Source organism: Rhizobium sp. B21/90 (genome assembly GCF_019355815.1).
GTDB lineage: Bacteria > Pseudomonadota > Alphaproteobacteria > Rhizobiales > Rhizobiaceae > Rhizobium > Rhizobium rhododendri.
This window is the reverse complement of record NZ_CP072162.1, coordinates 1,992,504-2,018,991: the sequence shown is the minus strand read 5'-3', so window position 1 is coordinate 2,018,991 and position 26,488 is coordinate 1,992,504. Positions and strand designations below refer to the sequence as shown.

At 62.3% G+C, this 26,488-nt stretch carries 29 protein-coding genes; 12 read left to right on the top strand and 17 right to left on the bottom strand.

The genetic code is table 11. The features are described 5' to 3' along the window. Window positions 1–87 precede the first annotated feature (87 nt). The 5 genes from J5278_RS09600 (at window position 88) to J5278_RS09580 (ending at window position 3,929) form a co-directional block, all read left to right on the top strand. On the top strand, window positions 88–870 hold the full coding sequence (locus J5278_RS09600) for an ABC transporter substrate-binding protein (protein WP_142822966.1): 783 nt from the start codon (window positions 88–90) through the stop codon (window positions 868–870). Between the two features lie 119 nt (window positions 871–989). Then, window positions 990–1,793, top strand: a complete 804-nt coding sequence (locus J5278_RS09595; RefSeq protein WP_209183895.1) for an ABC transporter permease — start codon at window positions 990–992, stop codon at window positions 1,791–1,793. Continuing rightward, window positions 1,790–2,620 (top strand): ABC transporter permease, encoded by an 831-nt coding sequence (locus tag J5278_RS09590; protein WP_142822970.1) that lies wholly within the window; start codon window positions 1,790–1,792, stop codon window positions 2,618–2,620. The genes J5278_RS09595 and J5278_RS09590 overlap by 4 nt, the downstream gene beginning before the upstream one ends. 174 nt (window positions 2,621–2,794) lie before the next feature. Then, complete coding sequence (locus tag J5278_RS09585; protein WP_111221809.1) at window positions 2,795–3,061, top strand: usg protein; 267 nt, start codon at window positions 2,795–2,797, stop codon at window positions 3,059–3,061. Window positions 3,062–3,104: 43 nt separating this feature from the next. After that, window positions 3,105–3,929, top strand: coding sequence for a methyltransferase domain-containing protein (locus tag J5278_RS09580; protein ID WP_209183896.1), 825 nt, complete (start codon window positions 3,105–3,107; stop codon window positions 3,927–3,929). A gap of 69 nt (window positions 3,930–3,998) precedes the next feature. Here the strand turns inward: J5278_RS09580 and J5278_RS09575 are convergent, their stop codons facing one another. From J5278_RS09575 to J5278_RS09555, 5 genes are all read right to left on the bottom strand, one after another. After that, window positions 3,999–4,802, bottom strand: a complete 804-nt coding sequence (locus J5278_RS09575; RefSeq protein ID WP_209183897.1) for an ABC transporter ATP-binding protein — start codon at window positions 4,800–4,802, stop codon at window positions 3,999–4,001. A gap of 10 nt (window positions 4,803–4,812) precedes the next feature. Next, the gene (gene ssuC / locus J5278_RS09570) at window positions 4,813–5,652 is read right to left on the bottom strand and encodes an aliphatic sulfonate ABC transporter permease SsuC (protein ID WP_209183898.1); all 840 of its coding nucleotides are present in this window, start codon (window positions 5,650–5,652) and stop codon (window positions 4,813–4,815) included. A gap of 22 nt (window positions 5,653–5,674) precedes the next feature. Continuing rightward, the gene (ssuD, locus tag J5278_RS09565; RefSeq protein WP_111221805.1) at window positions 5,675–6,850 is read right to left on the bottom strand and encodes an FMNH2-dependent alkanesulfonate monooxygenase; all 1,176 of its coding nucleotides are present in this window, start codon (window positions 6,848–6,850) and stop codon (window positions 5,675–5,677) included. A gap of 35 nt (window positions 6,851–6,885) precedes the next feature. Further along, entirely contained in the window at window positions 6,886–7,854 is a 969-nt protein-coding gene (locus J5278_RS09560; protein WP_142822978.1) for an aliphatic sulfonate ABC transporter substrate-binding protein, read from the bottom strand. Between the two features lie 174 nt (window positions 7,855–8,028). Further along, window positions 8,029–8,997: an aliphatic sulfonate ABC transporter substrate-binding protein gene (locus J5278_RS09555; protein ID WP_209183899.1), complete on the bottom strand. Its 969-nt coding sequence runs from the start codon at window positions 8,995–8,997 to the stop codon at window positions 8,029–8,031. A 231-nt stretch (window positions 8,998–9,228) separates the two neighbouring features. On the opposite strand from J5278_RS09555, the gene J5278_RS09550 reads away from it, so the two are divergent. Next, on the top strand, window positions 9,229–10,101 hold the full coding sequence (locus J5278_RS09550) for an NAD(P)-dependent oxidoreductase (RefSeq protein ID WP_142822982.1): 873 nt from the start codon (window positions 9,229–9,231) through the stop codon (window positions 10,099–10,101). 84 nt (window positions 10,102–10,185) lie between these two features. Here the strand turns inward: J5278_RS09550 and J5278_RS09545 are convergent, their stop codons facing one another. The 3 genes from J5278_RS09545 to J5278_RS09535 form a co-directional block, all read right to left on the bottom strand. Beyond that, window positions 10,186–10,674 (bottom strand): Lrp/AsnC family transcriptional regulator, encoded by a 489-nt coding sequence (locus tag J5278_RS09545; RefSeq protein ID WP_111221801.1) that lies wholly within the window; start codon window positions 10,672–10,674, stop codon window positions 10,186–10,188. A 68-nt stretch (window positions 10,675–10,742) separates the two neighbouring features. Continuing rightward, window positions 10,743–11,390 carry a uracil-DNA glycosylase family protein gene (locus J5278_RS09540; protein ID WP_209183901.1) on the bottom strand — a complete coding sequence of 216 codons (648 nt, stop codon included), beginning with the start codon at window positions 11,388–11,390 and terminating at the stop codon, window positions 10,743–10,745. After that, window positions 11,387–11,953 (bottom strand): thermonuclease family protein, encoded by a 567-nt coding sequence (locus J5278_RS09535; protein WP_257623358.1) that lies wholly within the window; start codon window positions 11,951–11,953, stop codon window positions 11,387–11,389. Before J5278_RS09535 ends, J5278_RS09540 begins: the two co-directional genes overlap by 4 nt. 119 nt (window positions 11,954–12,072) lie before the next feature. Here J5278_RS09535 and J5278_RS09530 point away from each other — a divergent pair, with 119 nt between their 5' ends. Continuing rightward, a complete protein-coding gene (locus J5278_RS09530) occupies window positions 12,073–13,599 on the top strand; it encodes a HAMP domain-containing sensor histidine kinase (RefSeq protein ID WP_209183902.1) in 1,527 nt (508 codons plus the stop codon). Here the strand turns inward: J5278_RS09530 and J5278_RS09525 are convergent, their stop codons facing one another. Continuing rightward, window positions 13,600–13,983, bottom strand: a complete 384-nt coding sequence (locus J5278_RS09525; protein ID WP_247749098.1) for a diacylglycerol kinase — start codon at window positions 13,981–13,983, stop codon at window positions 13,600–13,602. 119 nt (window positions 13,984–14,102) lie between these two features. After that, window positions 14,103–15,131 carry a nicotinate-nucleotide--dimethylbenzimidazole phosphoribosyltransferase gene (cobT, locus tag J5278_RS09520; RefSeq protein WP_209183904.1) on the bottom strand — a complete coding sequence of 343 codons (1,029 nt, stop codon included), beginning with the start codon at window positions 15,129–15,131 and terminating at the stop codon, window positions 14,103–14,105. A 201-nt stretch (window positions 15,132–15,332) separates the two neighbouring features. Here cobT and J5278_RS09515 point away from each other — a divergent pair, with 201 nt between their 5' ends. The 4 genes from J5278_RS09515 (at window position 15,333) to J5278_RS09500 (ending at window position 17,635) form a co-directional block, all read left to right on the top strand. Next, entirely contained in the window at window positions 15,333–16,052 is a 720-nt protein-coding gene (locus J5278_RS09515; protein WP_247749099.1) for an adenosylcobinamide-GDP ribazoletransferase, read from the top strand. Between the two features lie 18 nt (window positions 16,053–16,070). After that, window positions 16,071–16,256 (top strand): DUF1289 domain-containing protein, encoded by a 186-nt coding sequence (locus J5278_RS09510; protein WP_209184124.1) that lies wholly within the window; start codon window positions 16,071–16,073, stop codon window positions 16,254–16,256. Next, on the top strand, window positions 16,253–16,954 hold the full coding sequence (locus J5278_RS09505; protein ID WP_219258269.1) for a TIGR02281 family clan AA aspartic protease: 702 nt from the start codon (window positions 16,253–16,255) through the stop codon (window positions 16,952–16,954). The genes J5278_RS09510 and J5278_RS09505 overlap by 4 nt, the downstream gene beginning before the upstream one ends. Window positions 16,955–17,146: 192 nt before the next feature. Continuing rightward, window positions 17,147–17,635 (top strand): nuclear transport factor 2 family protein, encoded by a 489-nt coding sequence (locus J5278_RS09500; protein ID WP_111221794.1) that lies wholly within the window; start codon window positions 17,147–17,149, stop codon window positions 17,633–17,635. A gap of 45 nt (window positions 17,636–17,680) precedes the next feature. Here J5278_RS09500 and J5278_RS09495 read toward each other — a convergent pair whose 3' ends face one another. The 4 genes from J5278_RS09495 to J5278_RS09480 all read right to left on the bottom strand — a co-directional run bounded on the left by J5278_RS09495 (window position 17,681) and on the right by J5278_RS09480 (window position 21,598). Next, window positions 17,681–18,418 (bottom strand): glycerophosphodiester phosphodiesterase, encoded by a 738-nt coding sequence (locus J5278_RS09495; protein ID WP_209183906.1) that lies wholly within the window; start codon window positions 18,416–18,418, stop codon window positions 17,681–17,683. Window positions 18,419–18,514: 96 nt separating this feature from the next. After that, entirely contained in the window at window positions 18,515–19,276 is a 762-nt protein-coding gene (locus tag J5278_RS09490) for an ABC transporter permease (protein ID WP_209183907.1), read from the bottom strand. Continuing rightward, window positions 19,273–20,199 (bottom strand): ABC transporter ATP-binding protein, encoded by a 927-nt coding sequence (locus J5278_RS09485; RefSeq protein WP_209183908.1) that lies wholly within the window; start codon window positions 20,197–20,199, stop codon window positions 19,273–19,275. Before J5278_RS09485 ends, J5278_RS09490 begins: the two co-directional genes overlap by 4 nt. Window positions 20,200–20,362: 163 nt before the next feature. After that, entirely contained in the window at window positions 20,363–21,598 is a 1,236-nt protein-coding gene (locus J5278_RS09480; protein ID WP_209183909.1) for an extensin family protein, read from the bottom strand. 189 nt (window positions 21,599–21,787) lie between these two features. On the opposite strand from J5278_RS09480, the gene J5278_RS09475 reads away from it, so the two are divergent. After that, entirely contained in the window at window positions 21,788–22,180 is a 393-nt protein-coding gene (locus J5278_RS09475; RefSeq protein ID WP_111221789.1) for an acyl-CoA thioesterase, read from the top strand. A gap of 12 nt (window positions 22,181–22,192) precedes the next feature. On the opposite strand, the gene J5278_RS09470 is transcribed toward J5278_RS09475, so the two are convergent. The 3 genes from J5278_RS09470 to J5278_RS09460 form a co-directional block, all read right to left on the bottom strand. Further along, complete coding sequence (locus J5278_RS09470) at window positions 22,193–23,365, bottom strand: acyltransferase family protein (RefSeq protein ID WP_209183910.1); 1,173 nt, start codon at window positions 23,363–23,365, stop codon at window positions 22,193–22,195. A gap of 171 nt (window positions 23,366–23,536) precedes the next feature. Beyond that, window positions 23,537–24,703, bottom strand: a complete 1,167-nt coding sequence (locus tag J5278_RS09465) for a DUF1501 domain-containing protein (RefSeq protein ID WP_209183911.1) — start codon at window positions 24,701–24,703, stop codon at window positions 23,537–23,539. A gap of 10 nt (window positions 24,704–24,713) precedes the next feature. Beyond that, on the bottom strand, window positions 24,714–26,351 hold the full coding sequence (locus tag J5278_RS09460; protein ID WP_209183912.1) for a DUF1800 family protein: 1,638 nt from the start codon (window positions 26,349–26,351) through the stop codon (window positions 24,714–24,716). Between the last annotated feature and the right edge of the window lie 137 nt (window positions 26,352–26,488).

The following is a 26,488-nucleotide window of genomic DNA, read 5'->3' as shown; positions in this document are numbered from 1 at the left end:
CGCAAGGCGGTCCTCGCGATTTCCGCCCCATTCAAACCGCGCGCGGAAAACAAGAACACCCCGCGGTCACCAACAGAGAGGATCCACATGCGCAACTCAACCCGTCTCTTCGCCGCAGCGTCGCTCGCAGCGATGTCGCTCTTTTCCGGCGTGGCCATGGCCGACGGCGACACGCTGACCATCGGCACCGATGCGACCTACCCGCCCTTCGAATCGCTGGATTCAGCCGGCAAGTTCCAGGGCTTCGACATCGACATCGCCAACGCCTTGTGCGACCAGATGAAAGTCAAGTGCACGATCGTCAACCAGGATTTCGACGGCATCATTCCTGCCCTGCAGGCGAAGAAGTTCGACATGATCGTCTCCTCCATGTCGATCACGCCTGAGCGCTTGAAGTCGATCGACTTCACCAACAAGATCTACAACACCCCACCTGCCATTGCCGTGCCGAAGGATTCCAAGGTCACGGAAGCGACCGACGCCGGCCTCAAGGGCAAAACCATCGGCGCCCAGTCGTCGACAACCCATGCCAACTATGCGACGGCCCACCTGAAGGATGCCGAACTGAAGCTGTACCCGACCGCTGACGAGTACAAGCTCGACATGACGAACGGCCGTATCGATGCCGTCATCGACGACGTTGTCGTCCTGTCGGAATGGGTCAAGTCGGATGCCGGCAGCTGCTGCAAGATGCTCGGCACCCTGCCAATCGATCCGGTTATCAACGGCGAAGGCGCCGGCATTGGCGTCCGCAAGGGCGACGATGCGCTGAAGACCAAGCTCAACACCGCGCTTGCCGCCATCCGCGCCGACGGCACCTACAAGAAGATCCAGGACAAGTATTTCGACTTCGACGTTTACGGAAAGTAATCGCCGGGTTTAGATGCGATGCAAAATACTGGCGGCGGGAGGCTTGCTCTTCCGCCGTTTTTATTTGAGAACTGTCGGTAATAGTAAGCGACGAAACAGTCGCGAGGGGAAATAAAGGCATGAGCGGAGCGTTTTCCGCCCTCGGATCCCTGTGGGATCGGATGAGCACTATCTTCGATCCTTTATGCGGGCCGGTCGGCCTTTTCAGTCTGTTCGGTTCGGGAACGGTCATCGCCTGCGGCGATACAGGCTGGGGCGACGAGATTGCCCTCGGCATGAAGGTCACCATCGTCGTCGCGCTGTCCACCCTGCCGGTCGGCCTTGCCATCGGCTTCCTCGTGGCGCTCGGCCAGCAGTCGGAAGAAAAGTCCGTACGGCTGGCGGCCAGCATCTACACGACGATCTTCCGCGGTCTTCCCGAACTGCTAACGCTGTTCATCGTCTATTACGGCATCCAGATCGCCCTCCAGAGCCTGCTTGCCTCTCTCGGCTACGAGGGACGCGTCGAGATCAATGCCTTCGTGGCCGGCATGCTGGCTCTCTCGGTGGTGTTTTCCGCCTATTGCGCCGAAGTCCTGCTGTCGGCATTCCGCGCCATCCCCAAGGGCCAGTACGAGGCTGGCGATTCGTTGGGCCTCGGACGGTTTCGCACCATGCAGCTGATCGTCCTGCCGCAGCTGATCCGTATCGCCCTGCCCGGCCTCGGGAACCTCTGGATGAACCTCCTGAAGGACACCTCCTACGTCTCGATCATCGGCCTAACCGACATCCTGCGCCAGACCGGCATCGCGGTGCGCGTCACCAAGGATGCCTTCGGCTTCTACCTGCTGGCCTGCGGCCTCTACCTGTTCCTTGCCATCGTCTCGTCGGTCGGCCTCGGCTTTGTCGACCGGTGGACCAAGCGTTCGGAGGCATCGCGATGAGCTATTCGAAGGCCCTTATCCCGCCACGCGCGCCGCCACCGGAAGCGATGACCCGGATGCGACCGGCCCGGATGACGGGCTACATCGTCGTGACCCTCTGGGCCCTCCTCGGTGTTGCCCTGCTGGCGATGATGATTACCAACTGGGACAACGAGAAATTCTTCAAATACGGGCCGCGCTTCGTGCATGGCCTGATAACGACGCTCGAACTGGTGGCCTTCTCGATCGTCTTCGGCGCCGTGCTGTCGGTACCGCTGGCATTTGCCCGCATGTCGAAGAACCGGCTGTTCAGCGGCTTTGCCTATGTCTACGTCTACGTCTTTCGTGGAACGCCGATCCTCGCCCAGCTTTTCCTGATCTACTACGGCCTCGGCAGCTTTCGGCCCGAATGGCAGTCGGTCGGCCTCTGGTGGTTCTTTCGCGAGGCTTGGTATTGCGGGCTGCTGTCGCTGACACTGAACACCGCTGCCTACCAGACGGAAATCCTGCGTGGCGCCATCATCAGCGTCTCCAAGGGCCAGCACGAGGCAGCCTCGTCGCTCGGCATCCCCAAGCTGGTAGCCTTCTTCAAGATCATCCTGCCGCAGGCACTGATCGTCGCGCTTCGCCCCTACGGCAACGAAATCATCCTGATGGTAAAGGGCTCGGCGGTCGTTGCCATCATCACCGTCTTCGACCTCATGGGTGAAACGCGCTATGCCTTCTCCCAGACCTACGATTACCAGAGCTACCTCTGGGCGGCGATCTTCTACCTCAGCATCGTCGAAATCCTGCGCCATTTCCTGGAATGGACAGAACGCCGGCTGACACGGCACCTCGTCCGGTAAGGGCGAGGTCCGACACGCTGGCAGCACTCCCCTTGGAGAACTGCTAACCTGTTGATTACCGTCACAAAAATGTCTTGAAAAGGCATTTCCGAAAGCTTCGGTTAAGCATCCCGTGTTTCCATATCCTTGTGACGACCGTCACGCTCAAGAGTTGGAACCGCAAGCGAGGGACCGATGCACAAGGAAATGGAATTGCAGCTGAAAGGCTACGGACTGACCACTGCCGAGATTTTCTACCGCCTTCCCGACCATCCCGCCATCCTCCAGACCTATCTCTGGCAGGACTACGATCTCTCCCCGGACTTTCCGGAAATGCGCAGCTTCCTGAAATTCTGGCAGGAGAAACTCGACGGCCCCCTCCACTCCGTCCGCTACGTCCACCGCAAGCTGATCTCGGCGACAGACTGGCGCGCCCTCAAAGGCGAATTCATCCTGAACTGAAATAGCGGTTGCAGCGGCTTTTGACCCGGCTTAAAAAGCCGGCATGAAAAACAAGATCGACGAAGACGCGCTGGCCGACGCCTATAACCGAGCCCTCGAACTGGAGAAATCCGGAGACATCGACGCGGCCGTCGCCGCCTACAACGAGGTCCTTGCGATCGACCCCGACGATCATGGCGGCGCCTCCGTGCGCATCGCTTCGATGGGACGCGGCGACACGCCGACGCGGGCGCCCGACGCCTATGTCGAGACGCTGTTCGACCAGCATGCCGAAGTCTTCGAGGACGTCCTCGTCGAGCAACTAGGCTACCACGTGCCGATGCTGGTTCGCCAGCGCCTGCAGGCACTCGGCCTCGGGCCCTTCAAGCGGCTGCTCGATCTCGGCTGCGGCACCGGGCTGACCGGCGGCGTGCTCAGCGACATCGTCGACGACATGACCGGCATCGACCTGTCGGAAAACATGGTCGAGATCGCCGACGAGAAGGACATCTACGATTCGCTGTTCGTCGCCGAGGTCGAGGACTTCCTCGAGGACAACGACGAAGAACCCTTCGACATCATTACCGCCACCGACGTACTGCCCTATCTCGGTGCACTCGAGCCGCTGTTCTTCGGAACCGCCGAAAACCTGACGCCCGGCGGCCTCTTCATCTTCTCCTCGGAAACACTGCCCGAAGAAACACTCGCCGGCCGCCCCTACATGGTCGGCCCCCACCAGCGCTTCGCCCATGCTCAGGCCTACGTCCGCGAACGCCTGACAGCCACCGGCTTCGACCTCATCGAAATCACCGACATCAATGTCCGCATGGAAGACGGGCAGCCAACCCCGGGCCATCTGGTGGTGGCAAGGTTGAAGCAGCAGCACTGATAACCGAGCGCGCTACCGGCTACAGCCAAAAATTCGTCGATCGGAAAGCGAGCCGCTTTCTCAGTCGCCTCAATGCCCCAGGATCGCGGCCAGCAGCTTGCCTTCCAGCTCCGCCAGCGCCGGATTGCCGTGGCGGCGGGGGTGGACGTGGGGGATGGGCAGGTCGAGGGCGATGCGGCCTTCCTCAAGCACGATGACGCGGTCGGCCAGATGCACCGCTTCGCTCACATCGTGGGTGACGAGGACGGCTGTGAAGCCGAGTTCGCGCCAGACGCGGTTCAAGAGCTCCTGCATGCTGATGCGGGTGAGCGCGTCGAGGGCGCCGAGCGGCTCGTCCAGGGCAAGGATGCCGGGCTTGCTGACCAGCGCGCGGGCGAGCGCTACGCGTTGGCGCTGCCCACCGGACAGTTGCGCCGGCCAGTTGCCTGCCTTTTCAGCCAGTTGCACTTCCGAGAGAACCCTCGCCGCAGCCTTGCGACCTTCTGCCTTGGAAACACCCTCGCCGAGACCGACGGCGACATTGTCGGCGACGCTCAGCCAGGGCAGCAGGCGTGGCTCCTGGAAGACGATGCGGGCGTTCGGAGCCGCCTCGCCCGAGGTCGTGCCGAAGGCGACGCTGCCGCCGGTCGGCGCGTCCAACCCCATCAGGATGCGTAGCAGCGTGCTCTTTCCGCAGCCGCTCTTGCCGATGACGGCGACGAACTGGCCGGCCGGAATATCGAGATCGATACCCCGCAGGACCTGGTTGTCGCCGAAACGCTTTTCGAGGCCGCGGACGCGGATGGCACCGGCGCCTGGTGCAACGCTCGCCGCCTCGGGCTGCGTGATTTTATTTTCGATCGGCTGAAATCGTGGGTGGGCGATGACGTTCATGTCTCTGTCCTCAGCGCTGCTGATAGGTGGGGTTCCAGCGGAGCGCCCTGCGCTCCATCGCCCGGGCGGCAACATCGGCCAGCTTGCCGAGCACCGCATAGATCACCAGCGACAGCACGACGACATCGGTCATCATGAATTCGCGGGCATTATTGGCCATGTGGCCGATGCCGGATGAAGCAGCGATCGACTCCGAGACAATTAGCGTCAGCCACATGATACCGAGCGCATAGCGCAGGCCGACAAAGATCGACGGCAGGGCGCCGGGAAAGATAACCTTGCGAAACAGCGTCCAGTTGCCCATGCCATAGACGCGCCCCATCTCGATCAGGTCGCGGTCGACATTGCGGACGCCATGATAGGTGTTCAGGTAGACCGGGAACAGCACGCCGAGCGAGGTCAGGAACAGCTTCGATTCCTCGCCGATGCCAAACCACAGGATGACCAGAGGGATCATCGCCAGATGCGGCACGGTGCGCATCATCTGCAAGGTCGTGTCGGTCAGCTTTTCCGACAGCCGCGACACGCCGTTGGCGAGACCGAGCAGGAACCCGATGCTGCCGCCGACAAACAGGCCGGCAAATGCACGGCCGGCGCTGACGGCAATGTCTTTCGGCAATTGACCGGAGGTCGTCGTCTGCCAGAAGGCCATCACCACATCGAGCGGCGATGGCATGATCCGCGACGAAATCCATCCGGCCGACGAGCCGAGCTGCCAGAGTGCGACGATGACGACCGGAACCAGATAAGGCAGCGAGGCCTCCAGGTTTTTGCGAGCGCGGCTGGCGATATCGTTGTCCGCCGTCCGCGCTGCCCTTACCTCGACGAAGTGTGTGTCGACTGCCGCCATGATCTTGTCCCTCTCTGCCGGATCAGGATCCGGACACGACCTTCAGGTTGCCACCATGGCTGCCGCCGCCGAAAACCTGGCGCTTGCCGAACTCGACGTCGAAGCTGCCGCGCTGCAGTTCGCGTCCGAGCCCCAGTTCCGGGAAGAGCAGCTCGGAAACGCGGTAAGCTTCTTCCAGATGCGGATAGCCGGAGCCGATCACCGTCTCGATGCCGATCTCCTGGTATTCGCGCAGGCGTGCGGCCACAGTCTTCGGCGATCCGACCAGGGCCGTGCCGGCTCCCGCGCGCACCAGGCCAACACCGGCCCAGAGGTTGGGAGACACTTCGAGATTGTCGCGGCGTCCGCCATGCAGGGCGGCCATGCGCTTCTGTCCGACGGAATCGGACTCCTTGACGAAGCGCTCCTGTGCTTCGCGGATCGTATCGTCGTCGAGCTGCGAGATCAGCCGGTCGGCGGCGGCCCAGGCCTCGTCGTCGGTTTCACGAACGATGAAGTGGAGGCGGATGCCGAAGCTGACTTCGCGGCCGGTGCGCTTTGCTGCAGCCCGCACCTTTTCGACCTTTTCGGCAACCTGCGCCGGAGGTTCGCCCCAGGTCAGGTACTTGTCGACGCGACCGACGGCAAAATCGATGCCAGCGTCCGAAGAACCGCCGAAATACAGCGGCGGACGCGGCGATTGCACCGGCGGCAAGGCCAGCCGTGCACCGGTCGCCTTGATATACTTGCCATCCAGCGTCGACGTGCCCTTGGCCATCAGCTCTTCGAACACGTCGAAGAATTCATTGGCATGATCGTAGCGCTCGTCATGCTTCAGGAAGATGCCGTCGCCTGCAAGCTCCGAGGGACTGCCGCCGACCACGATGTTGAGCAGCAAGCGTCCGTGCGAGATGCGATCGAGCGTTGAGGCCAGCCGGGCGTAATAGGCCGGCGACGCCGTACCGGGACGCACCGCCACCAGGAATTTGAGCTTCTGCGTATGTGCTGCAAGCGCTGCCGCCGTGACGAAGGATTCCTCGCATGACACGCCGGTCGGCAGCAGCACGCCGGAATAGCCGAGGCGATCGACGGCCTGCGCGATCTGCGTCAGATAGCCGATATCCGTGTCGCGGTTGAGGTCGGCGGAACCGAGATAGCTGCCGTCGCCCGAAGTCGGGATAAACCAGAGGAAGTCGATTGGCTTGGAAGTGTTTGTCATGTCTGTTTCCCTTGTTCCGTGGTCGCGGGGATCAATCAGCTGGCTTTCGGGTGCCAGACGATGTCGCTGACTTTGAGCTTCTTCGGCACGATGCCGAGGCTGTAGAAATCGTCCGCCAAAGCCTGCTGGTAGGCGAGCGCCGCGTCCGGCATCAGCGAGACCTTGCCGAGGTCAGCCTTGCTGCGGGTCAGCGTGACGCGGGTGATCGGCTCCGGCACGCCGGTGATCTGTGCGAGCGCCGTCACCGTTGCATCGAGATTGGTCTGCGCCGCGGCACCGACCTTGGCGAGTTCGTCGATGACGTCGGCAATCACCTCTGGGTTCTTGGCCGTGAAGCCGCCGTTGCCGAGGAAATAGCCCCAGTTGTCGATGATGCCCTCGGAGGTGGTCAGCACGCGTGTCTGCGGATCGGCCTCTGTGACGGCAAAGTAGGGATCCCAGATCGCCCAGGCATCGATGCTGCCGTTCTTGAAAGCAGCAGCGGCGTCCGGTGGCGCCAGATCCACCTCGGTGATGTCAGAGACCGTCAGGCCGCCCTTGCGCAATACCTGGATAGCGAAGTTGTGGCCGCTGGAACCGCGCTTGTAGGCGAGTTTCTTGCCCTTCAAATCCTCGATCTTCTGGATCGGCGAATCCTTGTGCACCAGCAGGCCGTGAAAGGCGGCCGGCCCCTGATAGGCACCGACGTAGAGGAGGTCACGACCGGCGGCCTGGGCGAATAGCGGCGGTACGTCGCCGGTGATCCCGAAATCGATGGCGCCCGCTCCGATGGCTTCGAGCAGCGGCGGCCCCGAGGTAAACTCATTCCACTCGACGGTCACGCCCTTGCCGGCCAGGCGCTTCTCCAGCGCACCGCTTTTCTTGGCGAGTGGCACCACGCCGAATTTCTGCCAGCCGACCCTCAGCGTCGTGCCGGTGGCGGCGCTCGCCCCTCTCACTTGCGGAAGGATGGCAGCAGAAGCGGCTGCACCAAAAAGCCCAAGCGTCTGTCTGCGGGTAATCATCGAAGTGCCTCATAAAAATTCGCAACCGGATCCCTATCCGGCAAGTTCATAGTGTCATGGTCGCGGCGCAAGATCGAAGCCGCGGTTTCCCAACCGCAGCAAGGTCTTAGAATAATTTTGCTTGAAGTCGGGCTCCGGCATTGTCAGGGAAGCGTCTGCATGAGGCTTGCAAACTCAACTCGCCTTCGGCCGCCAGACGATATCGCTGACATTGAGCTTCTTCGGCACGATGCCCAGACCATAGAATTCCTCGGCCAGCGATTGCTGGTAGGCAACCGCCGCATCTGTCATCGTCGAGACGCTGCCGAGATCCGCGCCGGGCCGCGTCAGCGTCACCCGCGTCACGTCGGCCGGCACACCGGTGATGCCGGAGAGCGCCGCCACGGTGTCCTCGAGTTGCCCCTGTGCCGCAGCACCCACCTTTGCCAGTTCGTCGATGACGGCAGACACGAGCTGCGGGTTGCTCGTCGTATCGTCGCCATTGGCGAGGAAAAACGAATAACTGTCGACGATACCCCGCGCCGTCGCCAGCACGCGGGTCTGGGGATCGGCCTCGGCAATCGCCAGATAGGGATCCCAGATCGACCAGGCATCGATGCTGCCGGTCTTGAAGGCGGCAGCCGCATCCGAGGGCGACAGGTCGATCGGCTCGACATCTGAAGGCGTCAGGCCTGCCTTTTGCAGGGCCTTGACAGCAACGTTGTGGGCGCTGGAGCCACGCTTGAAGGCAAGCTTCTTGCCCTTGAGGTCGGCAAGCGACTTGATCGACGAATCCGCCCGCACCAGTATGGCAGAGCCTTCCGGGCTGCCGCGATAGAGCCCGACATAAAGGAGATTGCCATTCGCCGCCTGGGCAAACAGCGGCGGGACATCGCCGGTTGCGCCGAAATCCAGCGCGCCGGCCCCGAGTGCTTCCAGCAGAGGCGGCCCCGAGGTGAACTCCGACCATTCGACCGAAACACCTTGCCCCGCCAGCCGCTTCTCCAGCGCTCCCTGGCGCTTGGCCAGCGCCAGCACGCCGTTCTTCTGCCAGCCGATGCGCAGCTGCTTGGCGGCTGCGGCGCGTGCGATGCCGCCGAGCGGTAGAAGCGATGTAGCGGCGACGGCGCCCAAAAGCCCGAGTGTCTGTCTGCGCGATATCATGTCACATCTCCTTGCGTCAGCATTCTGCTGCCATGGCCCCTACACTGGAGAAATCTAGTCGGCTTATCGACAAAGGATTTTGTGAAATTCACCGACTTCGTCGAAATTTGCTTCTGCGGAAAGCGACAATTGCGAAATCAGCGCCCTCGCTCGTCCCCTGACGCCAAACGGCCTTTCCTGGATTTCGGCTTTCAGCTAATGCTCTGGCGAAATCTGAGAAGGAATGTACGCATGTCGAATGTCACTTTCATCGGCCTCGGGGTCATGGGCTATCCGATGGCCGGACATCTCGCCGTCAAGGGCGGACACACCGTCACCGTCTATAACCGGACGGCTGCCAAGGCCGAGGCCTGGGTGAAGCAATATGGCGGCAAATCCGCTGCCACCCCGGCAGATGCCGCCAGGGATGCCGACTTCGTCTTCACCTGCGTCGGCAATGACGACGACCTGCGCTCCGTCACCACAGCCGAGAACGGCGTGTTCTCTGGCATGAAGCCCGGGGCAATCCTGATCGACAACACAACAGCCAGCGCCGAAGTCGCACGCGAACTCGATGCCGCCGCAAAAGCCAAGGGCTGCCATTTCATCGATGCTCCGGTGTCCGGTGGCCAGGCCGGTGCCGAGAACGGCGTGCTCACCGTCATGTGCGGTGGTGAAGCTGCGGTGTTCGAGAAAGCGAAGCCCGTGATCGACGCCTATGCCCGCATGGTCGGGCTCATGGGCGATGTCGGCGCCGGGCAGCTGACCAAGATGATCAACCAGATCTGCATCGCCGGCCTCGTCCAGGGCCTGGCCGAAGGCATCCATTTCGGCCAGAAGGCCGGGCTCGACATAGAGAAAGTGGTTGAGGTGATCTCCAAGGGCGCTGCCGGCTCCTGGCAGATGGAAAACCGCCACAAGACGATGATGGCCGGCAAATACGATTTCGGCTTCGCCGTCGACTGGATGCGCAAGGATCTCGACATCGTCCTCAGCGAAGCCCGCCGCAACGGTGCAACGCTGCCCGTGACCGCGCTGGTGGATCAATTCTATGGAGAAGTCCAGGCGATGGGTGGCAAGCGCTGGGATACGTCGTCGCTGCTGGCCCGGCTGGAAAAGAAGTAGGCTGTACCGGAGGCCGGCAAAAAGCCCGGGGCCTCGACGCCACAAGCGAAAGAGCAGCGCGCACCGGCACGCTGCCCTTTTCTGTTATTCGTCGTTCGACTTGCTGGCGTCGAGCAACATGTAGTCGAGCGGCAGTTGCGTCGAATACTTGATCTGCTCCATGGCAAACACCGACGACACGTCGCGGATTTCGATCTTGGCGATCATCCGCTTGTAGAACGCGTCATAGGCGGCAATATCGGGCACGACGACGCGCAGCAGGTAGTCGACGTCACCGCTCATGCGGTAGAATTCCACCACTTCCGGAAATTCGGAAACCACCTCGGAAAAACGCTTCAACCATTCGATCGAGTGGCTGGCCGTCCGGATCGAGACAAAGACGGTGACCTTGGTGTTGACCTTGACGGGGTCGAGCAGCGCGACGCGGCCACGGATGACGCCGTCTTCTTCCATCTTCTGGATACGCCGCCAGCAGGGCGTCGTCGACAGCCCGACCTTCTTGGCGAGATCTGCGACGGCAAGCGTTGAATCTTCCTGCAGAAGCCGCAGGATCTTTCTATCTAGACGATCCATCCCCAATGTCCTTTTTCGAAATATATTCTGTCTATAGCGCGATTCCGGGGAAAGAAAAGAACATGATTTCAGAAAGCGAGGGTTTTCACCCGATTTTGCAGCACCGGCAGCAAATCGCCCTCGAACCACGGGTGGCGCTTCAGCCAGCCGCTGTTGCGCCAGCTCGGATGCGGAAGCGGCATCACCGCGGGCCCCTCATTGGTCAAAACATAACGCTTCCATGCAGATACCGTCTCCGTCATCGACGCCATCCTTGAAGGCCCGAGATGAAAGGCTTGCGCATACTGGCCGATTGCCAGCACCAGCTCGATCTGCGGCATGGCATCCAGCACGGTCCGGCGCCAGGCCGGCGCGCATTCACGCCGGGGCGGCAAGTCGCTGCCGGCAGCGTCGTAGCCGGGAAAGCAAAAGCCCATGGGGACGATGGCAAAGCGATCGCGATCGTAGAACGCCGCCCGGTCCACCCCCAGCCATTGTCGCAGCCGGTCGCCTGATGCATCGTCGAACGGCAGGCCACTTTGGTGCACCCGCAGTCCCGGCGCCTGTCCTGCGATCAGGATGCGCGCCCTGGACGAGACCACCACCACTGGGCGTGGCTCGTGCGGCAGACGATACTCCATGCCCCGCGCCGGACTATCGCGGCAGATACGACATCCGGCGATCGCAATACGCAGGCCCTCGAGCCGCTCTTCTCTTCCTGCTCCGAAATCCGTCATCGCCATCCCATGAGGTCGCGGACATACTCGCCGATACCAGCCAGCGGATCGCGGCTCGACTGTGCTGCACCGCCATCGCGCCGATAATCCCGGGGTCGCTCGAAACTGCCCGCCCAAAGCCCTGCCTTGGCGCCACGCGCCTCCGCCTCCTCAGCCTCGTAGGCGCCATAGGCGACAGCCATGCCGCGACGAACCATCTCGGCATTGACGTCGAGCCCGCCGACGCTGCAGGTGACGAGAAGCCGGTCATAGCGGTCCCGTTGCCGGCCCCGGCACTCGACCGGGCCGGCAGCCAGCATCTTCGAAAGCGCATCCCGCGCCACCTGCCCGCAATCCCAGGATCGGGAATCGCGCTGGCATTGCTGTCGCAATTCCGGCGCATCGATGCCGACCAGACGAAATCGCCCTCCCTCGCGCTTCAGACTATCGCCGTCGACGACCGAAAAATTACCGTTTGCAACCGTTTCCGGCTGAAGGTTCAACTTGAATGCGAGGAGGCCCAGCAAGCCCAGAAACGCAAATGCCATGAAGCTATCGCCCCACAGACCACGGGGCTTCGCCACCTTTCGGCCTCCTTGAAAAACAACTCGTTTGCGAAGATGGCAAACAAAACCTTGCATGGCAGCATCTTCTTAAGGATTCCGGCATACGCTTTGGCCATCTTCAGAGCAAGTATGTGCACATGAGTACCGGCACCAGCATCTCCTCGGACAAGATCATTGTTGATCGGTCGCGAAGCCATCGCAACAAGGCGGTGTCCAAAGCCGTGCGCGAAACGCGCGAGCGTTTGCAATCCGGTCATATCGGCAGTTTCGACCGTGAATTGCTCTCCATGTACATCGGCAACATGCTGCAGGGCGCCACGCTCGTTCCGCTGTTCGTCATCGTCGTCTCGGCGCTTGGCCTCTACCTCACCCACGACATCGGCTTCCTTGCGTGGGCGTTGCTGACGCTGAGCGCCCATGCCGTCAACCTCGTGCTCGGCCAGCGTGCCAGCCGCAAGCAACTGACCGTCGAGACCGCGCAGAAATGGCGGCGGATACTGCTGTTCGGGCAAGTTTTGGTCGGCTTTTGCTGGGCTGCCTTCGCCATGAAGGGCTGCGACACCTGCGACGGCGACGGCTTCCTGCTCTACAAGGGCGCCACCCTGCTGGTCGCACTCTGCGTCATGGCGATGTCCAATTTCCTGCTGCCACGCAGCGTCCTCTATGCCTTCGCACCAACTGCGATAGCGCTCGCCCTAAGGGCAGTGTTGACGCGGGACCTGCTCGATATCAGCCTCGCCTCAACCTTTGCCGCAGCCGTGATCTTTTTCGTCTTCATCGGCAATCGGATGTTCCAGTTCAATCTCAAGATCCTGTTTTTCCAATCGGAAAAAGATGACCTGATCGCGGAACTCGAGGTTGCCAAGTCCATGTCTGATGAGGCAAGGCGCCGCGCCGAGGAGGCTAATCTTGCCAAGTCGCGCTTCCTCGCCTCGATGTCGCACGAATTGCGCACGCCTCTGAACGCCATCCTGGGCTTTTCCGAGGTCATGTCGGCCGAGGTCATGGGGCCGCTCAACAACCCGACCTACAAGGAATACACCGACGACATCCACCGCTCCGGCCAGCATCTGCTCAACCTTATCAACGAAATCCTCGACCTGTCGCGCATCGAAGCCGGCAAGTACGACCTCAGCGAAGAGGCAATCTCGCTGCTAGATGTCGCCGAGGATTGCATCGGCATGGTGCAACTGCGGGCCAGAGGCAAGAACATCTCGATTTCGCAGCAGTTCGAGGGCTCGCTGCCATCCGTCTGGGCAGATGAAAAGTCTCTTCGCCAGGTGATCCTCAACCTTCTGTCGAATGCCGTCAAGTTCACGCCGCAGGGCGGCGAAGTGGTGGTCAAGGTCGGCTGGACACTCAGCGGCGGCCAGTATGTCTCGATCAAGGACAACGGCCCGGGCATTCCCGAAGAGGAGATCCCGATCGTGCTTTCGGCTTTCGGCCAGGGCTCCATTGCCATCAAGAGCGCCGAACAGGGCACCGGCCTCGGCCTGCCCATCGTCCAGGCGATCCTTGCCAAGCACGACGGTCAGTTCATCCTGAAATCGAAACTGCGCGAAGGCACCGAAGTCATCGCCATCCTGCCCGCCAAGCGCGTCCTCCAGACCCTCCCCGCCGAACAAACTCCTTCGATCGACAAGAAACGCCGGAGTTTTGCCTGATTATCCCAGCCAGTAGTGGCTGAACACCGTGAAGGCGAGATGCAGGCCGCAGGCGACGAGCATGCAGAAGACGGCGAAGGAGCCTAGATCCTTTGCGTGTTTGCCGACGTTCGAGAGCTCCGGCGAGATGCGATCGATGACCTCTTCGACTGCCGTATTCAGCGCTTCGGCCGCGAACAATCCGAGAAACAGGAAGATCGAGACCAGGATATCCGAAAGCCGCGTGCCGGTCGCAAAAAGGATGATTTGCGCCACGACGAAGAACAGCAGTTCCTGGCGGAAGGCCGCTTCCTTCAGCAGGCGGCGAAAACCTCCCCAGGAATAGCCGGCGGCGGCGAAGAAGTGTCGTACGCCGGTTTCCTTGGTGACTGCTGATTTCGACAAGTGCGCGTTCTCCGGCCATCGCATTCAGAATGCGTTGCGCATACAGAACCCTCAGCTGCAATTCAAGATGCCGCAGCGCCCCGATCCCGTCAGTCGATGTCACCGGTCTTTGCTGCCAATCAGTGGGTGTGGCTGTGTCCGTCGCTGACGCCGGCCGCTGCGAATGTCGCCATGCCGGAGTGGCACGCGGCGGCGGCCTTGACGATGCCGGCGGCAAGGGCTGCACCCGTACCCTCGCCGAGCCGCATGCCGAGCGCTAGGAGCGGTGTCTTGCCGAGCTTCTCGATCGCCTTCATATGGCCCGGCTCGCCGGAGACGTGGCCGATCAGGCAATGGTCGAGGGCAGCGGGATTGGCAGCCTTGAGGATCGCGCCTGCCGCCGTCGACACATAGCCGTCGAGGATGACGGGAATGCGCTCGACGCGAGCGGCAAGGATGGCACCCGCCATAGCCGCGATCTCGCGACCGCCGAGACGACGCAGGATTTCCAGCGGATCGGACAAATGGTCGCGGTGCAGCGCCACGGCCTTTTCGACCGCTGCGGTCTTGCGCTGCAGCATCTCACCCTGCGAGCCCGTGCCGGGCCCCACCCAGTCGGCAGCGGTGCCGCCATAGAGTGCGTAGTTGATTGCCGCCGCGATAGTCGTGTTGCCGATGCCCATTTCGCCGATGCAGAGAAGATCCGTGCCGCCGGCGATGGCCTCCATGCCGAAAGCCATGGTCGCCGCACAGTCGCGCTCGGACAGCGCCGCCTCCTCGGTGATATCACCGGTCGGGTATTCCAAGGCCAGGTCAAAAACCTTGAGGCCGAGGTCGTAGGCGACGCAGATCTGGTTGATCGCCGCGCCGCCGGCCGAGAAGTTCTCGACCATCTGCTGCGTGACCTCAGGCGGAAATGGCGTAATTCCCTGGCGCGTGACACCGTGATTGCCGGCAAAGATCGCCACCAGCGGCCGGGTGACGGAGGGCTTGCGACCGCTCCAGGCCGCCAGCCAGAAAGCGATTTCCTCGAGCCGGCCGAGAGAGCCGCGCGGCTTGGTCAGCTGCGCATCCCGCTCGCGCGCATCGACAAGCGCCCGCTGGTCGGGACCCGGCAGATCGCGCAGCAGCGCACGGAAATCGTCGAAGGGAAGGCCGCTGACGCTCATCGTTTTGGTTCCTTGTCTTTTCGTCGCAAATCGGCTTTTTTTTGCTGGCCACTCTCTTAATCACGGAAGCCGGCGCGAACAACTGCAAAAGCGTCGCGGCCCCCGCCTTCACAAGGACCGACCACCATCGCAAGGCTGCAAGCCATCACCGCCTACGCCGCCGATATTGCCCGCGCGATCGGCTTCCTCAGCCGCATACGCATGCCGGATGCCGTCTTCCATGGCCATGACGGCAATCTCGGGCAGGTCGCCCGCGCCTTCCCCATTGCCGGCGCGCTGATTGCGCTCCCCGCAGCCCTGCTGTTCGGCGTGCTCGCAGCCGGCGATGTCGATCCTCTGCTCGCAGCGCTTCTGGCGCTCGGCCTGCAGACGCTGCTGTCGGGCGCCCTGCACGAGGATGGCCTCAGCGACACTGCCGACGGGCTCGGCGGCGGACGCGATGCGACGCGGGCGCTTGCCATCATGAAGGACAGTCGCATCGGCACTTATGGCGCCGTGGCGCTGATCCTCTCCTTTGCCTTGCGCGCCGCAGCCCTTGCCGCCATCGCACGCGGTCTGCATCCTCTTGCAGCAGCCCTGACGTTGCCCGCCACCGCCGCCCTCAGCCGCGCCGCGCTGGTCTGGCACTGGCACCGTCTTCCTGTCGCAAGGCCAGATGGCGTCGCTGCCGCCGCCGGCCAGCCGGACCGCGAGGCAACCCTCGTAGCGGTCGTAAGCGGCCTGCTGCTCGGCGCACTGCTGCTCTGGCAGAGCCTGACGACGATCGCCCTCCTCGACGTCATCGGCCTTGGCGTCGTCGCCACCCTGGCATTCACCGCCTATGTCCGGCGCAGGCTTTCCGGCCACACCGGCGACACCATCGGCGCAACGCAGCAGATTTGCGAGATCGCCGTTCTCTGCGCCCTTGCCATGGCCGTCTGAAACCCCGATATGAAGCCCATGCAAACACCCTGCGTACTTATCTGCAACATCGACGCCGACAGCGGCTTGTGCGTCGGCTGCGGCCGCACGCTCGCGGAAATCGGCGGCTGGTCGACCTACGACGATGCCGGGCGCCATGAAATCATGGCGAAACTGCCGGACCGGTTGGCCGATCTCGTCCCCCGCCGGGACGCTGCCGAATGAACCGTGTCACCGTCTTCCTCGGCATCCTTGCCATCGGACTGGCACTTTTGGTTTTCAACCATGACAGCGGCACCACCTTCGGCATCGACAACGAGGATTTCGGCCGCATCGTCTACCTCCTGCCGATCAGCCTGATGCTGGCGGCAGGTATCTGGGCCAGCCGGCGCACCGTCAGCGAGACCCTGCGCAACCTGTTCATCTGGCTGGTCATCCTGCTGGCGCTGGCGACCGCCTATCTCTACCGCTACGACGCGCTGGACGCCGGCAACCGGCTGATGGCCGGCCTCATCCCCGGCCGGGCCTTCGTCGTCACCACCAGCGAAGGCGGCCAGGAAGTCATCCTCCACAAGCTGCTGAACGGCCACTTCTCGGCAGACGTGATGATCGATGGCCACCGCATCAACATGCTCGTCGACACCGGCGCAAGCTTGCTGGCCCTCACCCAGGCCGACGCAAGGCGCACCGGTCTCGACCCGAAGACCATGAACTATTCGATGTCGATCATGACCGCCAACGGCCGGGGCCGTGCCGCGCCGGTGACCCTCAAATCCGTCGGCATCGGCCCCATCGCCCGCCAGGACGTAGCCGCCGCCGTCTCCGAGGACGGCAAGCTGGACCAGAGCCTGCTCGGCATGAGCTTCCTCGAAACCCTCGGCTCTATGCAGATGCAGACGGACGAACTGCGGCTTCGGGACTGACGGTGTCCGCCACTAAGTCGCCACGGCTGGATGAGCATCGAGATGAAATTTTGGCGGAAATTGCAGCGGTGATTCCCCAAAATTGATGGTTTGCTTTTTGTGCCTATTGGTGGATTTTCTACCGCCTTGTGCCTTTCTCTGTATGTTTTAAGGTGCGCGGGCCAACCCCTGTCGACACTTAGGAAAAATGTCATGAAGCTGCCCGTCGCTGCCTTTGTTCTTGCTCTCACGCTTGGTTCTGGCGCATTTGCGCAAGAGGCTGTTGTGGGTGTGGCCGGTCCCGATCAGCTGTTTACCAGCAAAGATCCTGCGCTGAACCACAACAAACAAGTGACCTATAAGATCATCAAGGAACTGCTCGAGGCCAATCAATGGGATCGCGCTGATCAGTATTTGACTGCGCGGTATATTCAGCACAATCCCAATGCTGCGTCGGGGCGTCAGGGTGTGATTGATTATTTCACAAAGGTCCTCAACAAGAAGCCAAGTCCTGTTCCTGAAAAGATGAGCACCAAGATTGTCTCCGTGGTGGCCGAAGGTGATATTGTCACCGTCGCCTATCCGCGCGAGGTCAAGGATGCCAAAGATCCGACAAAGACCTATACCACCACCTGGTTTGACAGCTGGCGTTTTAAGGATGGCAAAGCGGATGAACATTGGGATTCGGCATTGAAACCCTGAGGATCAAGGGGATATCGCATGAATGGGCGATCGACGCTGGTTGGTTCACAGCAACCGCGGATCGTCGAGCATGATCGCATCCGGGGCCAGCTTGCGCAGTTTCTCCAGCCCCTCCGCATCCACCAGTCCCACCGGGAACTGCGGATAGTGCGGCAACGCCACGTTGCGCGGTTGGCCGACCATGATGGCGACCTGCAGGCCGGCTTTGCGGGCCGTGGCGATGCGGTCGGCGCTGGCCTCGCCCTGCCACAGGCGAAACCAGTCCGCTCCGAGGTCAGCGGCTTCCTCAGACGAATCGGCATCGGGCAACAATCCGAGGACCGCCATTTCACAGCCCATGCTTCGGACCTCGGCAATCAGACCCATGCTGCGCAGCCCGAGGATGGCGCGCCGGGATGCCCCGCCGGCCTCGACGGTGCGGACGATCTCGGCGATGTGCGTTCCATCCGTCAATTTCACATCGAGCAGGATGCCGAGCGGTGCAGATGCGGCTATCGCTGCTTCGAGGGTGAGAAGGTCCGGGACGAGGTCTTGCAGCGTTGCGAGATCGAGCGCCTCGACAGAACGGGGGTCGCCGGCGATCCTCTGCATGTCGGCATCGTGCAGGCAGACGAGAGCGCCGTCGGCACTGACGCGGACATCGGTCTCCACCGCATCGGCGCCAGCCTCGCCTGCCAGCGAAAATGTTATCGCGGAGTTTTCAGGACCGAGTGCCGCGCCGCCGCGATGGGCGATGACCAGAGGCCGGCTCCGCCCGGTGTCAATCCAGGATCCGAATGTCATTGTCTGCTCCACCAGCCCATGCCGTTGCAAGACCGCTTTAGGTAGACGGCTTTTGTATCGGCTTTGCGACGGAGGGCGCGTGGGCGGTGGAAAGGCCTAGTTGCGCAGCCGATAGCCCGTTCTGAAGATCCAGTAGACGGTGGCCAGACAGATCGCCAGGAAGAACAGCACCATGCCGAGGCTGACCAGCGGGTTGACGTCGGCGATCCCGTAAAAACTCCAGCGGAAACCGCTGACGAGGTAGAGCACCGGATTGAAATGGCTGACAGCCTGCCAGAAGGGCGGCAGCATGCCGATCGAATAGAAGCTCCCGCCGAGAAAGGTCAGCGGTGGCACGACCAGCATCGGGATGAGATTGAGCTGCTCGAAATTCTTCGCCCAGATGCCGATGATGAAGCCAAACAGGCTGAACGTCACCGCCGTCAGCACGAAGAACAGCACCATCATGAAAGGATGCTGGATGGTGACGTGCACGAAGAAATTCGCCGTCAACAGGATGATCGCGCCGATCAGCATTCCCTTGGTGGCCGCCGCCCCGACATAGCCGAGCACGATCTCGGTCATCGCCACCGGCGCCGACAGCACCTCGTAGATGGTGCCGACGAATTTCGGGAAGTAGATGCCGAACGAGCCGTTGGTGATGCACTGGCTGAGCAACGTCAGCATGATCAGGCCGGGCGTGATGAAGGCACCATAGGAGATGCCCTCGACCTCCTGGATGCGCGATCCGACGGCCGCACCGAAGACGATGAAGTAGAGCGACGTCGAGATGACGGGCGACACCACGCTTTGCAGCAGCGTGCGACGCGTGCGGGCCATTTCGAACATGTAGATGGCTTTGACGGCCTCGAAATTCATTGATCGTCTCCGACAAGCTGGACGAAAATATCCTCGAGCGAGCTTTGCCGCGTCGAGAGGTCCTTGAAGGCAATACCGGCAGCGGCAAGGTCGGTCAGCAGCCCGGCGATGTTGCCGTGCCCGTTTTCGGCATCGAGCTCGTGGATGAGCGACAAGCCACCCTCGCCGATTGTCAGCCCACGGCCTTCGAGGCTGGGTGGAAGGACGGCGAGCGGCGTGTCGAGGTCGAGGATGAGCTGCTTTCGGCCGAGCTTGGCCATCAGCGCCGTCTTGTCCTCGACCAGCAGCAGCTTGCCGCCATTGATGACCCCGACGCGATCGGCGATCTCCTCGGCTTCCTCGATATAGTGGGTGGTGAGAATGATGGTGACGCCCGTCTGGCGGAGCTTTTCGACCACCTGCCACATGTCCTTGCGCAGCGTCACGTCGACGCCGGCGGTGGGCTCGTCGAGAAACAGGATCTGCGGCTCGTGGCTCAGCGCCTTGGCAATCAGCACCCGGCGCTTCATGCCGCCGGAGAGCTCGCGCAGCATGTTGTCGCGCTTGTCCCACAGCGACAGGTCGCGCAGCACCTTTTCGATATGGGCGGCGTTGGCCTTCTTGCCGTAGAGGCCGCGCGAAAAGCTCACCGTGTTGAAGACGGTCTCGAACTGGTCGGTGGTCAGTTCCTGCGGCACCAGCCCGATCATCGACCGCGTCGCGCGAAAATCCTTGACGACATCGTGACCGTCGACGAGCACCGTCCCGCCGCTTGGGTTGGCAATGCCGCAGACGATGGAAATCATCGTCGTCTTGCCGGCGCCGTTCGGCCCGAGCAAGGCCAGGATCTCGCCCCTCTGGATATCGAGATCGATCCCCTTCAGTGCTTGAAATCCGTTGTCATAGACTTTGGTGAGATTGCGGATGGAGACGATCGGGGGCATGGGCGAGATGGGGCTCTTTGATTATTTTTGCGGCAATAGCCCGCTATATAACCTCGAACCGGAGTTTTGCCAGAGCGCGCCCGGCGAACAATCTATTCGGCAGCAGAGATGACCCGTTACAGGGCTGAGTTGCCGGTCGCTGCCATCCGCAGCGGCATCCTTCTCAGTTGCAGTACCTCCGTCCGCCCTTCCTCTCGCGAAGGTCGAAGTGAAAATGGTTCCAGTGCTCCGGATTGCTGCCGGGGCCCATGACGGTGTCGAAATAGTTGCAGCTGTCGGTGCGCACCGCCTTCAGCAACGCGCCTTCGCGGAAGGAAAACAGCCCCTTTTTCCGGATATCGATGGCGTGGCCATTCTTCAGCACGAACTTGCCCACATCGATGGCGTTCCCGTGCGCATGCTCCGACATCGGGTTGTAGCGTTGCGCGCTGTTGTTCATCCGCCGGCAGGAATAGCCGCCGAGCGGGATGATGGTGCCGATCCCGGAAAGGTAGCGCAGCCGCGCCGAGGGAGCCAGTTCGTTCTTGACCCATTTGGCAAAGGCCAGTGTCACCTGGCAGTTCAGCGTCACCGCCGGCCGGACGGCGATGTTGCCGGAGAGGCCGCGCAGCGACACCGGATAGGGAACCTGGCAGGCTGGTCCTTGCGAGATCGCCGGCTTGTCCTGGAAGACGACGCCCATCTGGCGCAGCTGCTGACGGCACTGCAATTCGGAATTGGGCATGCCGGCCGACATGGGCGGTGGCGCTTGCGGCGCCTCGTACTGCGGCTCCGTGGTGGTCATCGGATTTTCCACACGCGGCAACATCGCCACCTGCTGCCCCTGCAGCCGTGGCGCGGTCGATTGCGAGATCTGCGTCTGGGCGCTGGTGCGCAGCACAGGCCGGTTCGCCTGAACGGGATTGTCCGTGCCGATGCCACTGACAACCGGCTCGTCGGACTGGCCCTCGGCGATGTTCTGCTCTTCCTCCTCGGCCAGCCCGACGACCCGTTGCGGGGTGCCACCGACACCGAGCTCGGCGTCCATGTTGATCCCTTCGGCAGGCACCGGAGAGGAATTCTGGACGGAATGCTGCGATGCCAAGCCGGTGGATTGCGGCGCCACCATCGCATCCGGCGACTGGATCGCAGACTGCCTGCCGCTGACATGGCCGACATCGGCAAGGTTCGGCGTATCGAGGTAGTCGACAGAGGCCGAGCTCACCGGCGTTGTCGTGCTCTGGTAGGTGTATTGGCTCGGTGCATTCGTCGGTACGGAGCGACGCGGCTGGATCGAACCGACACGCGTCTTGTTGTCGATGCCCGACGGCGGGACAAGGCTGTCGGCAGAACAGGCAATCAGTGTCGACGATAGCAAAACGGGCAGCAATGCCCGCCGCAGAAAGGGAAAATACGCCATACACACACCACTTCCGACGCCGCAATCGATCGGCAATCGTCTACAAATTTAAGCAAAATTGGTGAATGAAAGCTTAGCGGCGCGAACGCCCGCGAAATGGCCGCGAAAACATGGCACCGGCCCTTTTGCAAACGGCGGCGTTTGCCTTACGGTGCATCATATAGATTAGGCCCGACAGGAGAAGCCGACATGAACGACACCGCCAAGCCGCTGGGCGAACTGACGCTGCGCACCCTGGCGATGCCCGCCGACGCCAATCCGGCCGGCGACATCTTCGGCGGCTGGGTCATGGCGCAGATGGATCTGGCAAGCGGCATCCGCGCCGCAGAGCGCGCCAAGGGCCGCGTCGTCACCGCCGCCGTCAAGGAAATGGCCTTCCAGCTGCCGGTAAAGATCGGCGATACGCTGAGCATCTACACCCACATCACCCGCGTCGGAACAACCTCCATCACCCTGCTGATCGAAGCCTGGGCACAGCGGTCGCGCTACCAGAAGATGGAAAAGGTAACCGAAGGCACCTTCATCATGGTGGCACTCGCCGATGACGGAAAGCCGAAAGCCGTTCCGCCGGCGGAGGAATGACGGGAGGCCACCTCACGCCAGGGGCAACTGTGTCGGAAAAACAGGGGTGAACCTGGCCTTCACCAGCCGGGTTATCTGCCGCTGGACCTCGTAAAGCGCAAGGCAAAAGGCGATCGTCGCAACAACGATCAAAAAGAACGAACCGGTGTCGAGCCCGAAATTTCGCATCCACCAGTAGGCAAAGGCGATCAACACCGTCTGGTGCAGCACGTAGCAGGTCAGCACCGACCTGTTGAGGTAGGTGATCACCGGGTGAGGCCGGGTGATCAGGGCGCGACCGTAGCCGAGTATCGCCACCATCGCCGACCACTGGAAGATCGATCGCCCGACGCGGTGTATCACAGCCACCCCGAAGCTGCGGGCGCCCGGCGGATAGGCCACCAGCAGGCAAGCCAGGATTACCAGCGAAACGATAGCGACAAGCGCCGCATGCTTTCGGTAGCGGACCGCGGTCGCCCAGAATTTCTCGTCCTCGGCAATCACATAGCCAAATGCGAAAAGCGAGAAATAGACGATGTGGGCGTACCAGTCCGAGCCCACCTCCATCGTCTCGCCGAAGATCGGGAAAAGGGTGAGGCGCAGAACCGCCAGATAAAGGATCGGCCAGACAAGCAGGCCACGCCCCTCCACCAGGCGCCTGAGACCTGCGGTCAGAGGCGAAAGCCAGCCGCGCAGAAACGCCAGGCCCAGGGTCAGGACGACCGTATAGAGCCAGAGATAGCCAATGAACCAGAGGTGTTGAAGGCTGACCAGCGAGACCGCCTGGCCATCCTGGACCATGATGGTGCCGAACTGGAGATAGATCCCCCAAAAATCCAGATAGGGAAGGTCCGTCGCCGACGCAGCCTTGAGCGCGAGGTAGATCTGCGGCGGCACCAGCACGAAGATGCCGAGCAGCAAGGGCGGAATGAGCTGGAGCGAGCGCTTTTTGCGGATATCGGCAGGCGCAAGCCGCTTGGCGAGCGCTGCTGTCGATATCCCGGACACGAGAAACAGCAGGCCGAGGCGCCACGGATGCAAGGCAAGCAGCAGCAGATCGAAGGCCCGGTTCGGAGTGCTGGCCTGCAGCAGCCAAGACCTCGTCCCGAAGATAAGTGCGGTATGATAGACCATCAGAAGCGCGAAAAGCACGACGCGGATCACGTCGATATCGTGTCGGCGCTGTGCCTGCCCATTCCTTCCCATGCCCGCCCCCAAGCGTCAAAAAGACTGACACAACCGCGAGCGTCCAGGCACCCGACAATTCACAATCCAAGGTAAGCATGAGAAGTTAATTAAATCGTAACGGGTGCCATCTCGGATTGCATCCGGGAGGCCGCACCGCAGCCTCTCCCGTTATACCGACAGAGGCAATACTCACACCCTCAGGAACTGCGAGCCCTTGCTGAAATCCAGCCCGTGAAAGATCTTGGCGTTAAGATCGCCGGGCGGCACGTCGAACTGCTTGTAGAGCATGGCCGCAGCGACTTCGCGGACGTCGGCCGTCGGCATCAGGTCCCGGTCGTCGAGCAGTTGCTGGTCGCCGATACCCGGCCATTTGCCGAGCACCTTGCCGCCTTCGATCGCGCCGCCGGCAAGCAGACAGCATCCGCCGGTGCCGTGGTCCGTTCCCCCGGAGCCGTTCTGGCGGACGGTACGGCCGAATTCGGTCATCGCCAGCACCACCGTCGTTTTCCAGACGTCCGGCCCCATCGTATCTTTCAGCGTTACGATCGCCTGTGTCAGGTCTCCGGCCGCCTTCTTGAACTGGCTTGCCTGCTGGACATGCGTGTCCCAGCCGTTGATCGAGAAGCTGGCGATCCGATAGTCGCCGCGCAGCATCTTAGCCGCCAGCCCAGCGATATCGGCGATCTGTTCGCCCCGCTTGGCGCCGGGCGGCATGCCCATCTCGGCCGACTGGTCTGCCCGCGTCGCCTCCTCCATGGCCTTGGCGAAGGCCGGGTCGTTGGCATAGAGGCGCTTCAGGAACTGCGCCTCGTCGCCCCCCGTCCCGAGCGTCGAATCCGAAGCCCAGACATCGGCGATGTTCGGCCCGGAGAGAATGAGTTCCGTCGAGGTATTGATGTCGATCGCCTTGCGCGCCGTCGAGCGCGGTATCACTGCGAGCGCCCGGTTCAGCCAGCCGGTCTTTTCCTCCGCCACATGATCGCCGCCCGATTCCAGCATGTCCTGGCCGTCGAAATGGCTGCGCGCATTGCGGTAGGGGGTCGAGACCGCGTGGATGAACGCCAGTTCCCTCGCCTTCCACATCGGCATCAGCCCGGCGGCTGCGGGATGAAGCCCGAAAAAGCCGTCGAGGTCGAGAAGGCCCTGGTCCGGCCTGATGGCGATATCCGGTCGCAGTCCCGCAAAAGACGCGTCGCCATAGGGCTGAACAAGGTCCAGCCCGTCCATGGCACCGCGCAGGACGATGGTGACGAACCGGTTGTCGCCCGGCATCGCGGCAAAGCTTATCGGCGTGAACACGGGCGCTGCGGCGAGGCAGCAGGCGGAGGCGAGAAAGCTGCGGCGGGAAAGGGACATGATCCTGCTCCTAGCGTCGGTTGAAGTCGGGCGAGGCGAGCACCAGTGTCAGCCCCGTCATCCGGTTGGGTGCCTGCGAGACGACACGGATGGTGTCGTCTCGCGCCGCATCGGCGAGCGTCGTCTTGAGGAACTCGCGCGGATCGTCCTGCTTGCCGTAGCGGCCGGCGGCACGGCGGGCCCAGGCGAGCCGCTCCGACAGGGCGCTGGCATTGATCCAGGCATCGAAACTGTCGGGAAAGCCCGCAGGGCTCGGCGGCTCCCACACCGGCTCACCCATGCGGCGAAGGGCATAGAGCCCGAGGCCCCGCGGCACATAGAGGGTCGCGTCGAAGGCCGCCTGCTCCTGCTTGCGCCGCTGCGCCTCGGCATCGGCCGCCATATCGCCGGGCGGTGACATCTGTGCACCTGTGCCGCCGCCGCTCATGGTGTTGGCCATGGTCGCCGCACCGGCTGTAGCGACCGGCGCGCCTGCATTGGCTGGCGCAGGCGCAACGGCCGGAGTGACCGATGGCGCCATCGTCGCGGCAGCTGCTGCTGCCGGTGGCGTTGCATCGGCGACTTCGAGGCTTTGCGGCGGTGGGCTGACGGCCACTGGATTGCGCGGCATATTGAGGGCGCGCAGGCCGGCGACGACGAAATCGAACGGCGCACGCGCCTTGGCACCCTCGCCGCTCCAGGCATCGGGATGGTCGAGCATGGTGGCATAGACGGCGGTCAGGTCGCCCTTGGTGTTCTTCCAGCAATCGACCATGACGTCGATCATCGCTTGCGGCGGCTGGTCGGCGATAAAATGCGCGACCAGCTTGCGACAGATATGCTGGGCGGTCTTTGAATGAAGCGCGAGATCGTCGAGCATGGCCAGATAGTCGCCCTCGCGACGGACCTTGCCGCCATAGGTCACGCCCAGCACGTCATGGCTGCCGGGCTCCGACATGCCCGGCTTGAAATCCACCGACACCGCCTGCCGGTCGAGCGCGATACCGGTCAGCACCATGGCGGCCGAGCGCACGTCCGCCTGGGTGTAGCCGCTGCCCGCACCGAGCGTGTGCAGTTCGATCAGTTCACGCGCGAGATTTTCGTTGAGACCCTTTTTCTGTTTCAGGCCGGCGGGCGAGTTCGGTCCGAGCGATTGCGACTGGTCGAGATAGATCAGCATCGCCGGATGGCGCGTCACCGCTTTCAGAAGCACGGGAAACGGTGCACCGATATTCGGACGGATCGCCTCGGCCTCGAAGAGCGGCACGATCAAACGCATCTGCTGGGTCTTCTGGGCGCTGACGGAAAAATGGTTGACCCAGAAGCTTGCCAGCCGCTCGTAGAAGCCATTCGGCGAGAACACCGCCTGGGCGATGCGCGCGTCGGCGTCGCGCTGGTAGATGGCGTCGAGGCGGTGGTAGACCGCATTCTCCCGCGCCCGTTTGGTCTCATCGGGATCGTTTCCCTTGCGGATCGCCTGCAGCTGGTCGGCGACATCGGCCACCGCCTTGCGACGGGCATCGAACCCGCCGACGGGAAACAGCGGCGGGCTGGTGCTACCGTCCCTGATCTGCGCGAGAAGGGCTTGCTTGTCGGCAGGTGGCGGTTCGCCCGGCCGAAGACCGGTGCCAAACCGCAACGCTGCCATTGTCTGAAAAGAAATGCTCATGCCTGCCACCGTTATCGTTCATTCGGGGATCAAGAACGAGTGACAGGCTGCCAGCCAATTGCGTCCGGAATGTTCGGAAAATGCGGCTTTTTCCAGACATGGACAAGATGTAACCGGACGTGGACGAACCTGTCCGG